The sequence below is a fragment of the Bradyrhizobium sp. CCBAU 25360 genome, from assembly GCF_028128695.1.
Lineage (GTDB): Bacteria > Pseudomonadota > Alphaproteobacteria > Rhizobiales > Xanthobacteraceae > Bradyrhizobium > Bradyrhizobium ottawaense.
On the sequence record NZ_LBJA01000041.1, the window covers coordinates 84,981 to 98,908 of the forward strand.

A 13,928-nucleotide genomic window follows, 5' to 3' on the forward strand; every position below is an offset into this window, starting at 1 on the left:
TCCACGTCGCGGAAAATCAGCCCGCGGCGTCGCGCAGGTTCGGCAGCAGCGGCGTGGTCGGGTTCACCGGCACGTTCCAGATCTCCTCGGCGTATTCGCGGATGGTGCGATCCGAGGAGAACCAGGCCATGCGCGCGACGTTGAGGATGGAGGCACGGGTCCAGGCCGGCGAGACCAGCCAGCGCGCATCGACGCTGCGCTGCGCCTCGTAATAGGAATCGAAATCGGCGCTGACCATGTAATGGTCGAGATAGCGCAGCGCGTGCGCGATCGACTCGAAACGTCCGGGGTCGCCGGGCGAGAACTCGCCGGTGCCGATCGCATTGATGGCGCGCTGCAGTTTCGGCGAATTGAGGATCAGGTCGGAGGCGTCCAGCCCCTGCTTGCGCCGGATCATGACGTCGCCGGCCTCCATGCCGAAGATCGCGATGTTCTCGGCGCCGACATGGTCGCGGATCTCGATATTGGCGCCGTCGAGCGTGCCGATGGTGATGGCGCCGTTCAGCGCCAGCTTCATGTTGCCGGTGCCGGACGCTTCCATGCCCGCGGTCGAGATCTGCTCGGACAGGTCGGCCGCGGGAATGATCACTTCGGCGAGGCTGACATTGTAATCGGGCAGGAACACCACCTTGAGCTTGCCGCCGATCGTGGGGTCGTTGTTCACGACCTCCGCGACGTCGTTGATCAGCTTGATGATCAGTTTTGCGTAGCGGTAGCTCGCGGCAGCCTTGCCGGCGAAGATCTTCACCCGCGGCACCCAATTGCCGGTGGGATCGTCCTTGATCGCCTGGTACAGCGCGACGGTCTCGATGACATTGAGGAGCTGGCGCTTGTATTCGTGGATGCGCTTGATCTGCACGTCGAACAGCGCGGTCGGGTCGACCTTGATGCCGAGCCGTTCGCCGATCAGGCGCGCCAGCGCGGTCTTGTTGTGAAGCTTGACGCTGCGGAACTTCTTCTGGAATTCGACGTCGCTGGCGCGCGCTTCGATCAGCGAGAGCTGGGTCGGATCGTCGAGCACCGCCTCGCCGCAGGTCTCGCGCAACAGATCGGTCAGCTTCGGGTTCGCCAGCATCAGCCAGCGGCGGAAGGTGATGCCGTTGGTCTTGTTGGTGATGCGGCCGGGATAGAGATGGTTGAGGTCGTGGAACACGGTCTCACGCATCAGGTCCGAATGCATGCCCGAGACGCCGTTGATGCGGTGCGAGCCGACGAAGGCGAGCTGGCCCATGCGCACGCGGCGCCCGCTCTTCTCGTCGATCAGCGAGACCGAGGCGCGGAAGTCGATGTCGCCGGGGCAGCGCGCTTCGGCCAGCGCCAGATGCTGCACGTTGATGCGGTAGATGATCTCGAGATGCCGCGGCAGCAGCCGCTCGAACAGCTCGACCGGCCAGGTCTCCAGCGCCTCGGGCAGCAGCGTGTGGTTGGTGTAGGAGAGGGTGGCGACCGTGATCTTCCAGGCCTCGTCCCAGCGGAAATTGTGCAGATCGACGAGGATCCGCATCAGCTCGGTGACGGCGAGGCTCGGATGGGTGTCGTTGAGCTGCACCGCGACCTTGGACGACAGGCTGCGCAGCTGGCCGTCGGACGCAAGGTGTCGCTTGACGAGATCCTGGAGCGAGGCCGAGACGAAGAAATATTCCTGGCGCAGGCGCAGCTCGCGGCCTGCCGGGCTCTCGTCGTTCGGATAGAGGAATTTGCAGATCGCTTCCGCGCGCGACTGCTCGGCGGTGGCGCTGACATAGTCGCCCTTGTTGAAGGCATCTAACTTCAACGGATCGGGCGAACGCGCCGACCACAGGCGCAGCGCGTTGACGTGCTGGCCCCGCCAGCCGACGATCGGCGTGTCATAGGCGATCGCCTGAACGGTCTCGCCCGGATGCCAGATCGCGCGGTCGCGGCCCTTGTCGTCGACATGCTCGACGCCGCCGCCGAAATTGATGTCGTAGATCACTTCGGGCCGCTGCAATTCCCAGGGATTGCCGAAGCTCAGCCATTCGTCGGGATATTCCTGCTGCCAGCCCTGGTTGATGATCTGGCGGAACAGGCCGTAATCATAGCGGATGCCGTAGCCGATCGCGGGGATCGACAGCGTCGCCATGCTCTCCATGAAGCAGGCGGCGAGGCGCCCGAGGCCGCCATTGCCGAGCGCGGCGTCCGGCTCGCATTTGCGCAGCTCTGGCAGCGAGACACCGAGATCGCCGAGCGCGACCTCGAAGATCTTGAGCAGGCCCATGTTGTTGAGCGCATCGGTGAAGAGACGGCCGATCAGGAATTCGAGTGAGAGATAATAGACGCGCTTGCGGCCCGCGTCGTAGCTGTGCTTCTCGGCCGTGAGCCAGCGATGCACGACGCGGTCGCGCAGCGCCAGCGCCGCGGCCTGGTACCAGTCGTGCCTGGTCGCCATGCCCGCATCCTTGCCGATGGCAAGGCGCAGCTTCGCCAGGATCGCGCCCTTGATCTCAGCCAGCGCGAGCTCGTCGATCGGCTGGCCGGGGGCGGGAAAACTGGGCTGGAACGATTGATCTTGCAAAGCCGTCACTTCCTGGTCGAACACACTACTAACCCTACGCGTCTTGCCCCTGCACCGGAACTGTCGCCGATGCGGCCTTGCACTGCGCTGGCGTAAATTTATGCAAGGAACGGGCCGATTTGGGAACCCGGGCGAGCACGGAGAAACCGGGATTCAGTGCTAGATTGCGGATCAATTCAGCCATCAGTGTGGAGAACATTCCCATGAGACTGCTGACGCGACTGCTGATCGAAATCGCCGCGGCTGCCCTGCTCGTCGTCTGCATCAGCACCCTCAGTGCCGCGTTTGCCGCCGGCAAGCCCGGTCGCAGCGCCGACGGCCTGACCTGCGGTTTCACGGTCCCGCAGAATGCCTCGCCCGCGGCCCGCTGCGCCGCCATCAAGCGCCAATGCGGCGGCAAGTTTTACGCGAATGCGTGCGGCGACAGGCTGATGTCCGCGGTGAATTGAGAGGCGGGCCGCAACGCTCGCGAATCTGGGCCGCCTTCAAGCCGCTTTGGCCTGCACCGCATCGCAAAACTCGGCAAGACGATCCGCAAGCCGCAGCGTTGCCGGGCTCGCATCGGGCGAGGCCATCAGTGCGACCTCGGTCTTGTTGATCGGCGCAAAACCGTCTTTCGCCGTCAGCACGCGGTGGTCGGACTGGATCGACATTTCCGACAAGATGCTGAGGCCCATGCCGGCGGCGACCGCGGCCTGGATGCCGGAGAGGCTCGACGAGGAATAGGCCATGTGCCAGGCGCGGCCGACGCTTTCCAGCGCGTGGATGGCGCCGGCACGATAGAGGCAGCCGGTCGGAAAACCGATCAGCGGCACGGATGCGGCATGGACATCGACCGGATGGCCCTTGCTGGTGACCCAGTGCACGCGCTCCGGCCAAACCGCGATGGCGCCTTTCTCGCCGGCCGCACGCTTGAATAGCGCTACGTCTAGCTCGCCGCGTTCGAGATCGCGCGCCAGATGCTTGCTCTGGTCGGCGCGCACGTCGAGCCGCAGGCCCGGATGCGAGCGCGAGAACGCGCCCAGTAATTTGGTCAGCCGGTACGCCGCGAAATCTTCGGGGATGCCGAGCCGGATCGCGCCTTCGCCGTCCGGCTGGCGCAGCACGTCGCGCGCCTCCTCGGCGAGCGAGAGCAAACGCCGCGCGTAAGAGAGCAGCCGCTCGCCGGCCTCGGTCGGGCGCACATTCTTGCCGTCGCGGTGCAGCAGCACCTGGCCGATATCGTCCTCCAGCCGCTTGATCTGCTGGCTGACGGTCGACTGCGTGCGATGGACGCGCTCGCCGGCGCGGGTGAAGCCGCCGGCCTCGACCACCGAGACGAAGCTGCGCAGCAGCTCGAGATCGAGCATGGCCGCCTCCATTCGAAAATCCACTGATAGCGAGTTAATCATTTAATTTCCAAATGACAAGCGGGCTCCCTAGATCGAGGCTCAGGAGAATGCCCCCATGTCGCTCGCCCCCTCGATTCCCGTTCCGCGCAGCCGCTTCAACACGCTGCCGCTGGCCATCGGCCTGTTCTGCCTGCTCTGGAGCTACGCCTTCGTCGCCGGCAAGATCGGCGTCACCCATTGCCCGCCGCTGATCCTGCTCGCCGCGCGCTTCTCGCTCGCCGGCATTTTGATCCTGGGCGCCACGCTGATCCGCGGCGACAGCTGGTCGTTAACCTGGCGCGATGCGGCGATCTTCGCCGTACTTGGGATTGCCAACAACGCGCTCTATCTCGGGCTCGGCTACACCGGCCTGCAATCGGTCTCCGCCGGCCTCGGCGGCCTGATCGTCTCGGCCAATCCGGTCTTCACCGCGGCGCTCGCTGCCCTGCTGCTCGGGGAAGGCATGACCTGGCGCAAGGCCGGCGGCCTGCTGCTCGGCATCACCGGCGTGACCCTGATCGTCTGGCATCGCCTGTCGGTCGGCACGGATTCCCTGCATGGCATCGTCTTCACGCTGGCTTCGCTCGCCTCGCTCGTTGCCGGCACCATCCTGTTCAAGCTGCTCGCGCCGAAGGGATCCTTGTGGATCGGCAACGGCGTGCAGAACCTTGCCGCCGGCATCGTGCTGACGCCGGTCGCGTTCACCTTCGCCGACGTGCATGCGATCGATGTCACGCCGAGCCTGCTCGGCGCCTTCGCCTTCCTCGTGCTGGGGGGCTCCATCCTCGCCTATTGGCTCTGGTTTCATCTCCTGAAAGTGTGCGGCGCCACCGCCGCCAGCGCCTATCATTTCCTGATGCCGCCGCTCGGCATGCTGTTCGCGTATCTCGTGCTCGGCGAGCACGTCGAGGCGCGCGATCTGCTCGGGATCATTCCAGTCGCGCTCGGCATCTATCTGGTGACGCGGCCGGCGAAGGCGGCCGCCTAGAAGCTGTCATTCCGGGGCGAGGCGAAGCCTCGAGCCCGGAATCCATCGGGCACCAACTCCGCGGATGAATGGATTCTCAGGTGCGCAATTGCGCACCGGAGCTCGCGCTGCGCGCGCCCCGGAATGACAGCGGCTAATCCTTCCGAAACACGATCGACGCCATCCATCCCGTCATCAGCGCCATCGCGGCGGTGACGAGGCCATAGATCAGCCCATTCTGCCTGGCGGTGGTGGCGACGAACTGCTCGAAGCCGACCTTGACGATCTCGAACGCGGTCTCGGTCTTGCCGATGAACGCGCCGTTCGCAAACAGTCTGATCTCGACCTCGTAGGTGCCGATCGGCACCTCCGCCGGCAGCGGAATGCCGGTGCGAAACAGGGTCGGCGTCAGGAACGTGACGGCGCTCGGATCCTCGCGATAGAGTCCGCGCTGGGTGCGCAGGCGGATGAAGGCCGAGCGGAACGCGTCGTTCGGCACCACGTCGGCATAATCGCCGCCGACCCGCTGCGTCAGCAGCACGTTGTTCAGCCCGATCTGCTGCCGCCGCGCGATCTCGGGCGAGGTGATCGCCTCAAAGGGACGGTTGGCGAACAGCGCCAGATAGCTCGGCACCTGCAGGAACTGCCGGTAGTCGGTGTTGATCCAGATGCCGAAGGTGCGCTCCTTGCGCCGCGTCATCATGTCGGCGCGCGGGCCCATCACGGTGACGACGAGATCATAGGCGGTGCGATCGGCGGGCGTCGTCGCGTCCTTCTCCACCGAGCCGAACAGCACCAGCTCCTCGCCGGAATAGTTCGGTGTCACCGTGACGCGGTGGTTGGACACCGAGACGATCAGCCGCTCGGCGCGCGCGGCTGATCCGAGCAGCAGGGCGAGCAGGAGTGCGAGAGCTGCGCGCATCATCCGCTCACCCCCAGCTCGCGGATGGTGAAGAGATCCTCCGGCCGGATCACCAGCTCGATCGCGAAGCGGATTCCGACCGAGAGGATCAGGAGGCCGAGCAGCAGCCGCAGCTGCTCGCCGCGGATCTTCTGCCCGGCGCGGACGCCGAATTGCGCGCCGGTGACGCCGCCGACCATCAGGATCAGCGCCAGCACGGCGTCGACGAGGTGATTGGTCACCGCATGCAGCATGGTCGCGAACAGCATCGTGACGAGCGTCAGGACCATCGAGGTCCCGATCACCGTCGAGGTCGGCACCCTCAGCAGATAGATCATGATCGGCACCAGGATGAAGCCGCCGCCGATGCCCATGATGGCGCCGATGAAGCCGATCATGATGCCGACGATCACCACGGGGATGACCGAGAGATAGATCTTCGAGCGCTTGAAGCGCATCTTCAGCGGCAGGCCGTGGATCCAGTTGTGGGTGCGGCGTGGCGGCAGCGCGCCGCGCCGGGTTCGCATCAGCGCGCGCAGGCCTTCCGAGAACATCAGGCTGCCGACGGTGCTGAGCAGCACCACGTAAGAGAGCGCGATCATCAGATCGAGCTGGCCGAGCGCGCGAAGCTGCGTGAAGGTCCACACGCCGAGCGCCGTGCCGGTCACGCCGCCGCAGAGCAGGACGCTCGCCAGCGCCGGATCGATCGCGCGCCGCCGCCAGTAAGACAGCGCGCCGGAAAACGAGGAGGCTGCAATGTGGCTCGTGACGGAGGCGACCGCGACCGCCGGCGTGATGCCGATGAAGATCAGCAGCGGCGTCATCAGGAAGCCGCCGCCGATTCCGAACATCCCCGAGACGAAGCCGACCGCGGCGCCCATGGCGAGCACCAGGAAGACGTTGACGGGAAGATCGGCGATCGGAAGATAGAGCTGCATCGAAGAACCATACGCCGGCGAGACGGATCGATTGTCGCGGAATGCTCGCGGGAAGGTCGGAACGGTTGCCGCGCCCCTCAATAGCGGAATTTGCGGTTGGGAGGGACCGGGAATTTCGGGCGTGGTGAATGGGCTAAGAGGGATCAGATCGCTGCTTCGCTGTGAGGCGAGGATTCCGCCACATTCGCCGCTGTCATGCCCCGGCTTGACCGGGGCATCCAGTACGCCGCAGCTTCTCCGTATCCAACCGACGTCGCTGGAATACCGGGTCGCCCGGTCAAGCCGGGCGACGACAGTGAAAGCGTACCAAACCGCCCTTAATGTGCTGCGGAGGCCGAGCGCTTGGTCGCGACTTGCTTCGGCGCCGGCTTTGCATTCGCCTGCGGCGCGCTGTCCCAGCCGCCATTCGGGGCCGGAACGTTGACGGCGTCGTCGGGCTGCGGCTCGGCGCTGAAGGTCTGGATCGCGAGCTTGGCGGCCGCGAGCGATTGCGGGTCGAGACGCTTGGCGACGTCGTCGCGCTTGCCGGAGGCGTCCGCATCACCCTGGGCAGCTGCGAGGCTGAACCATTTGTAGGATTCGGCGAGGTTCTGTTCGACGCCGATGCCGCGGGCATAGAGGATGCCGAGGTTGAACTGGCTGTCGGCAACGCCGCGATCGGCGGCCTTGCGGAACCATTGCGCCGCGCTCTTGTAGTTGGCGCCGCGTCCGCCGCCGTCGGCGTCGAGCACCGCGAGATTGTGCATCGCCTTGGCGTTGCCGCGCTCGGCGGCCTGGGTGTAGTAGCGGCGGGCGATGTCGGCGTCCTTCTTCACGCCGAGCCCCTTTTCGTAGAGCGTGCCGAGGCGGAAGGTCGCGGGCACCACGCCGGCCTGCGCCGCGCGGTCGTACCATTTGGCCGCTTCGTCGTAATTGGTGGCGACACCCTTGCCTTCGGCAAAGCGCAAGCCGATCTCGTAGGCCGCGGTCGCATCGCCCTTCATCGCGGCGGTGCGCAGCACCGGGCCGCCGATGCCGTCAGGCAGCTTTTCGCTCGGCGGCACCTGGATCATGCTGAGCTTGGCGCGGCTCGTGCCCGACAGCGCGCCGGTGACGTCGCTGCTCGCGGCAGGCGGCGGCACAGAGGCGGCGGGCGCCGGCGGAATTTCAACCGAGGCCGAGTTGCCCGAATTGGCGGCGGGAGCCGGCGCGGCGTTGTTCTGGGACTGCCGTCCGATCGGCGTCGGCGAGGTCATCGATGGCGTGACCTGCTCGGGCGTGGCCGGCTTGTTCTCGATCACCGACGGTGGCGGTGCGGCCTGCGGCGCGGGCTGGCTCAACGTATTGTCCATGGCCTGCGGCGCGGGCGGCGGGCTGCCCTCGAGCAGGTTCATCGCCATCTTGAAGGTGCCGAGCACGATGACGACCACGCTCGCGCCGACCAGCAGCGAGCGGATCTTCGAGGTGATGGTCGAGCTGCCGTCCTTGCCCTTGTCCTTGCCGCGATCGGAGCCGGCCTTCGCACCACCCTTGGCACCGCGCGCCGGCTTTTCCGGCTGCGCGGCGGCGGCCTGGGCGGCGCGGCGGGCGGCCGCGATGAAGCTCGACGACGACACCGGCTCTTTCGGCGCAGCGGGAATGTCGCTGATCGCGCTCTCGGAGGCGGCGATGCGCTCCGATGGCGTGGCGAGGCGTCCGCCCGGCCGTGTGCCCGGCTCGAGCGGATGATCCGGCGGTAATTCCGGCGCGAGCGCGGTGCGCGCGGGGACCGTGTGCGGCTCCAGGATCTCGCTGATCGCGCGCGGCGGCACCGGTGGTGCCGATGGCACCGGCGGCGGCGCGGCAGGGGCGGCGGCATGGAATTCACGCGGCGCGGCGGAGAAAGCGGCTTGGGCGAAGGCGCCTTGGGCCTGTTGCGGCGCGTGGGCCTGCTGCTGCGCGGCGGGGTTGGGCAGCTCCGGCTTCGGATCGTATTTCGGCTGCTGCTGGGCTTGCGGCCGCGGCTCGCGCGCCATCGGCGGCGCGGGCTCCATGGGAGCGGCCATCGGCATGGGCATTGGCGCGGGGGCCGGCGGCGCGGTGCGCACCGCGCGCAGATCGCCCTCGATCATGGAGAGGCGGTCGACGACATGGCCGAGCGCGCTATGGACGGCGTCGAGCGAATCCTGCGTGCTGCGGTTGGTCTCGGCCTGGCTGAAGCGGATGTCGGACAGCTCGCGCTTGACCAGATCGACCATTCCGGAATCGGCCGGGGCTGCGGAGCTGCGGCTCTCGGCCAGCGCGGAATAGGTCGCCTGCTGCCGCTCGAGGTGACGCAGGATGTCGTGCAGCCCGTCCTCGACGCGGCTCAAATTGCCGTTGCGCGGATCGGCGGCGGCTTCGATCCGCTCCAGCAAATACGAGACGCGCTGTTCGAGATGCGCAAAGGTCGAGGCCGAATCGTTGCCGACCTGCATGCGGTCGAAGCGGTCCGACAGCGCGCGGATTGCGGATTCCAGGTGCTCGGTGCTCTCGGCCGGCTGCGGCCGCTCGCGCGTTTCCAGCGCCGCGGTGAGCGCCGCAATGCGCTGCTCCAGCACCGCGAAGCTGTCGCCCTGGCCGGAGGCGCGGGTGACCTGGTCGACCTTGGACGACAGCAGCTGCACGTCTTCGGACAGGCGTGCCAGCGCTTCGTTGGACGCGACGTTGGAGACGATGCCGCGCAGTGCCGTGATCGCGCCTTCGAGCTGGCGCACCGTCGAGGGATCGTCATTGGCGCGCAGGATCAGGTCGAGCTTGGCGCCGAGATTGCGGATCGCCTCGTCATAGCCGGTGAGCTGCTCGGCCGGCGTCAGCGTGCGCAGCACCTGCTTGATGTCGGACAGCGCGTGCTCGATGCCCGACAGGACCTGGCCGTCGGTGCCGTTGGAACGCGTCTCGTCGATCCGGCGGTGCAGCGAGCGGATCTCGTTCTCGATCGATTCGATCGCGCGCCGCGGCATCGCCTCGGTGATGGCGGCGCGGATCTCGGCAAGCTCGCTGCGGAAGGCGTTGATCGCCTGCTCGGTATTGTCGGGCCGCTGCAGCGACTCGATCTGGCTCGTGATCTTGAGCAGATGGCGCTCGAGCGCGGAAAAATCCGGCCCCGGCTGCGGTGGCGGCGGAGCATAGGCAGGCGCGGGTGGCGCCATCGGAGGTGCGACAGGAGCGGCCCAGGGAGCAGCATTGGGCGCGATCGAGGGCGCGGCGCGCGGCGGCATTTGCCGCGGCGTGAAGCCGTCGAGCTCGCTCTGCCGCGCGGTGATCTCGGCGACGGCGACGTCAAACGAGGCGGGGCTGAGGGGCGGGGAGTTGCGATAGACCTGCGCTGCCGCACGCTCGACCGCATCGGCCTGGCGCTGGCGCGTGTCGGCCGGCGCCGGGCGCTGAGCCGGGGGCTGCTGCGGTTGAGGCTGCTGCGGCCGGGAGATTTGCGACAGCCGCGCATCGAGCCGCGAGATCGCATCGTTGAGCTGGCGCGCGACGCCTTGCTCGCGCGAGGCGCCTGGCCGCGAAGGGTCCTGTCGCGACGAATCCTGTCGGGACGAATCCTGTCGTGAAGAGTCTTGGCGCTGCGCGGGCTTGGAGATCCGTTCAATCTGCTGGGTGATCGCGTCGAGCCGCTGGTGGATGTCGGCGACTTCGCGGCTTTCCTGGCTCGGTCCCCGGGTTTGAACGTGCGGGGCTTGCGGACGCTGGTCGTAAGATTCGCGAAAGTTAGGGGGAGCAGTCTCGCCGAGGGTGGAGTTCAGCCAATCGTTGAGTGACATGCCGGCGCGACGCGCAGCAGCTTCGGCCCGCTCCCGGACGGATGGATCGATGCCGTCAACACTCCACGATACGCGCGAATTCATGACTCTGTCCGGTTCCGACTCCGGCGCCCCACCCGGCGCCTCCAGCCTTCCCTCGCGTGCCGGTTGCAAAGACAATCGGATTTGGCGCGGGTCGTCTGCCTCGAAAACCGACTTTTTCCTGTTACGGTAAATAACGGGTTAAGGAACGCGTCGCCGGTGTCTTAAAGTTGGGCGGGGGGAACCAACGATGCTCGTCATGCCCGGGCTTGTCCCGGGCATCCACGTTCTTCGGTGTCGCGCGATAGGTCGTGGATGGCCGGGACAAGCCCGGCCATGACGGTGAGGAGGCGGCTACTAGCCTCCGCCCTTCTCGCGCTTGCCCTCGTCGAGCGGCACCACCGTGGCCTTGCCGGTCATCGCCGACAGCGCATCGAGCGCCTCTTCGCAGAAGTCGGCGACCATCTGTTCGTGACGGGCGCCGAGCCGGAGCAGGAGCAGGTTGCCGAGATCGAGCCGGCCTTCCGCCGTTCCCTCCGGGAAGCGCTTCTTCAGGATGCGTTCGTAATTGGCGTGGCGGTCGCGGTGGTGCTCCAGGCGGGCCATCAGGTCGGTGCGCAGCGGCTCGATGTCGATGCTGTCGAGCGCATGGAGGCGGACCAGGAGATCGTCCTTGGTCGAGGCTGGCGTGCTTGGTCGCGCGGCCCAGTGCCGCAGCGCTGTTCGCCCCTCCGGAGTGAGCGTATAAACCAGCTTGTTGGGCTTGCCCGATTGCACGACCTCGCGGCCCTGGATGTGGCCGCGGTCGCGCAGCTTGGAGAGCTCGCGGTAGATCTGCTGGTGGTCGGCTTTCCAGAAGAAGCCGATCGAGGAGTCGAATGTCTTGGCGAGCTCGTAGCCCGTCATGGGGCGTTCCGTCAGGCATGCGAGGATTGCGTCGCCCAGTGCCATGACCGGCCTCCTTCTTCTCTTCGACCCGAACCAATCGGCTTGACTTTATGCGCATTGGCGCATATGCGTCAATGTGCATATGAGGCGATCAGGGACGGGCTGAAGATCCGACCCGAAAAACCCAGCGGAATCAATCAGCACGCTACTGTGCATGGGGTTGTTTTCGAGATTTTTGCCAAGGCCTTTAGGGAGGCACCCGAGAATGACCGGCCTCGACTCCTGGTACGGCTACATGAAGTCCCACGACCGCACCGCGCTTTGGGACTTGCTTCATCCCGACGCTGTCTTCGAAAGTCCCGTCGTGCATTCGCCGCAGCGCGGGCGCGACATCACATTCAAATACCTTTCCAGCGCCGAGAAGGTGCTCGGCGGCCCCGGCTTCACCTATGTCGGTGAGTGGACGCGCGAGCGCGGCGCCGTGCTCGAATTCAAGACCATGATCGACGGCATCGAGATCAACGGCGTCGACATCATCAGCTTCGATGCCGAGGGACGCATCACGCATTTCAAGGTGATGGTGCGTCCGCTCAAGGCGATCAACATGCTGCACCGTCTGATGGCGGAGCAGTTGGCCGCCCAATCATGACCCTGCCCTGAGGTTGCAGAACCCGCTAAGCTCGCGGGCAAAGCTGCGCCGCAGGACCGTTCAGAGAATTCCACCACTTCAAGCCCATGCCGGGAGACCGCAATGCCGATCTACAAAGCCCCCGTCGAAGACGTGAACTTCCTGCTCAACGACGTCTTCCAGATCGACCGCTACGACAATCTCGCCGGCTTCTCCGATGCGTCGAGCGATGTGCGCGAAGCCATTTTGGGTGAAGCCGCCAAGCTCGCCGAAGAGGTGCTGCAGCCGCTCAATCGCGTCGGCGATCTCGAAGGCTGCAAGCGCACTGATGACGGCAACGTCACCACGCCCAAGGGCTTCAAGGACGCGTTCAAGCAGGTCGCCGAAGGCGGCTGGCTCGGTCTGTCGGCGCCGACCGAGTTCGGCGGGCAGGGCCTGCCGGTGACGCTGAGCCAGGCCGTCAACGAATTCCAGATCTCTGCCAACATGGCGTTCTCGATGTATGGCGGCCTCACCATGGGCGCGACCGCGGCGCTGATCGTTCATGGTTCGCCCGAGCAGAAGAAGACCTACGTGCCGAAGATGGTCGCCGGCGAATGGACCGGCACCATGAACCTGACCGAGCCGCATTGCGGCACCGATCTCGGCATGCTCCGCACCAAGGCGGTGCGCCAGGCCGACGGCAGCTTCAAGATCACGGGCACCAAGATCTTCATCTCGGCCGGTGAGCATGATCTTGCCTCCAACATCATCCACCTCGTGCTCGCCCGCATCGAGGGCGCACCCGCCGGCATCAAGGGCGTGTCGCTGTTCGTGGTGCCCAAGTTCCTTGTGAATCCGGATGGCTCAGTCGGTGCCCGCAACGGCGTCGTCTGCGGCTCGATCGAGCACAAGATGGGCATCCACGGCAATTCGACCTGCGTGATGAACTACGACAGCGCCACCGGCTGGCTGATCGGCGAAGAGAACAAGGGCATGCAGGGCATGTTCGTGATGATGAACGAGGCGAGGCTCGGCGTCGCCGTGCAGGGCCTCGCGCAGTCCGAGGTCGCCTACCAGAACGCGGTCGCCTATGCCCGCGAGCGCATCCAGGGCCGCTCGCTCACCGGCGTCAAGGCGCCGGACAAGCAGGCCGACCCGATCATCGTGCATCCCGACGTGCGCCGCACGCTGCTCTCGATCCGCGCCTTCAACGAAGCCGCGCGTGCCTTCGTGATGTGGACCGCGCTGAAGAGCGACGTCGCCCATCGCTCCGAAGACCCGAAGGACCGCCAGGCCGCCGACGACCACATGGGCCTGATGACGCCGGTGCTGAAGGGCTTCCTCACCGATTACGGTTTTGCCAACGCGGTGCAGGCGCAGCAGATGTATGGCGGCCACGGCTACATCGCCGAGCAGGGCATGGAGCAGTTCGTGCGCGATGCCCGCATCGCCATGATCTATGAAGGCGCCAACGGTATCCAGGCGCTCGACCTCGTCGGCCGCAAGCTGCCGCGCGACGGTGGCCGCGCCATCATGGCCTTCTTCGGCGAGGTCATGGCCTTTGCCAAGGAGAACGGCGGCGACGAGGCGCTCAAGCCCTTCATCGCGCCGCTCTCGGCCTCGCTCGGCCATCTCCAGCAGGCCACGACCTGGCTGATGCAGAACGCGATGGCGAAGCCTGACAATGCCGGCGCCGCCGCAACTGATTACCTGCATCTGTTCGGGTTCGTCGCGCTCGGCTACATGTGGGCGAAGATGGCGAAGGTGACGAATGCCAAGATTGCCGAGAGCGGGGCCACGCCCTATCTCTCCACCAAGCTCGTCACCGGTCGTTTCTTCATGGAGCGGATGCTGCCGGAGACCGCCGCCAATCTCGCGCGCATCCAGGCCGGCTGCGCCACCATCATGGAATTGCCGGCGGAAGCGTTCTGAG

General features: G+C 66.2%; 10 protein-coding genes. 4 read left to right on the top strand and 6 right to left on the bottom strand.

Annotated features, from left to right (window positions below; genetic code table 11):
* Positions 1–16: 16 nt before the first annotated feature.
* Complete coding sequence (locus tag XH81_RS22030) at positions 17–2,533, bottom strand: glycogen/starch/alpha-glucan phosphorylase (RefSeq protein ID WP_028139817.1); 2,517 nt, start codon at positions 2,531–2,533, stop codon at positions 17–19.
* Between the two features lie 203 nt (positions 2,534–2,736).
* On the opposite strand from XH81_RS22030, the gene XH81_RS22035 reads away from it, so the two are divergent.
* The gene (locus tag XH81_RS22035; RefSeq protein WP_028139818.1) at positions 2,737–2,982 is read left to right on the top strand and encodes a hypothetical protein; all 246 of its coding nucleotides are present in this window, start codon (positions 2,737–2,739) and stop codon (positions 2,980–2,982) included.
* 36 nt (positions 2,983–3,018) lie between these two features.
* Here the strand turns inward: XH81_RS22035 and XH81_RS22040 are convergent, their stop codons facing one another.
* Positions 3,019–3,882, bottom strand: a complete 864-nt coding sequence (locus tag XH81_RS22040) for a LysR family transcriptional regulator (protein ID WP_028139819.1) — start codon at positions 3,880–3,882, stop codon at positions 3,019–3,021.
* A 97-nt stretch (positions 3,883–3,979) separates the two neighbouring features.
* On the opposite strand from XH81_RS22040, the gene XH81_RS22045 reads away from it, so the two are divergent.
* Positions 3,980–4,891: a DMT family transporter gene (locus tag XH81_RS22045; protein WP_028139820.1), complete on the top strand. Its 912-nt coding sequence runs from the start codon at positions 3,980–3,982 to the stop codon at positions 4,889–4,891.
* 133 nt (positions 4,892–5,024) lie between these two features.
* On the opposite strand, the gene XH81_RS22050 is transcribed toward XH81_RS22045, so the two are convergent.
* The 4 genes from XH81_RS22050 to XH81_RS22065 all read right to left on the bottom strand — a co-directional run bounded on the left by XH81_RS22050 (position 5,025) and on the right by XH81_RS22065 (position 11,448).
* On the bottom strand, positions 5,025–5,795 hold the full coding sequence (locus XH81_RS22050) for a TIGR02186 family protein (protein WP_028139821.1): 771 nt from the start codon (positions 5,793–5,795) through the stop codon (positions 5,025–5,027).
* Complete coding sequence (locus XH81_RS22055) at positions 5,792–6,709, bottom strand: sulfite exporter TauE/SafE family protein (protein WP_028139822.1); 918 nt, start codon at positions 6,707–6,709, stop codon at positions 5,792–5,794. The genes XH81_RS22050 and XH81_RS22055 overlap by 4 nt, the downstream gene beginning before the upstream one ends.
* 317 nt (positions 6,710–7,026) lie before the next feature.
* Positions 7,027–10,560, bottom strand: coding sequence for a tetratricopeptide repeat protein (locus XH81_RS22060; RefSeq protein ID WP_028139823.1), 3,534 nt, complete (start codon positions 10,558–10,560; stop codon positions 7,027–7,029).
* A gap of 294 nt (positions 10,561–10,854) precedes the next feature.
* A complete protein-coding gene (locus XH81_RS22065; protein ID WP_028139824.1) occupies positions 10,855–11,448 on the bottom strand; it encodes a PadR family transcriptional regulator in 594 nt (197 codons plus the stop codon).
* Between the two features lie 202 nt (positions 11,449–11,650).
* Here XH81_RS22065 and XH81_RS22070 point away from each other — a divergent pair, with 202 nt between their 5' ends.
* Together XH81_RS22070 and XH81_RS22075 are read left to right on the top strand one after the other, a co-directional pair.
* Positions 11,651–12,034, top strand: coding sequence for a nuclear transport factor 2 family protein (locus XH81_RS22070; RefSeq protein ID WP_028139825.1), 384 nt, complete (start codon positions 11,651–11,653; stop codon positions 12,032–12,034).
* A 102-nt stretch (positions 12,035–12,136) separates the two neighbouring features.
* Complete coding sequence (locus XH81_RS22075; protein ID WP_028139826.1) at positions 12,137–13,927, top strand: acyl-CoA dehydrogenase C-terminal domain-containing protein; 1,791 nt, start codon at positions 12,137–12,139, stop codon at positions 13,925–13,927.
* The last annotated feature ends 1 nt before the right edge of the window (position 13,928 follow it).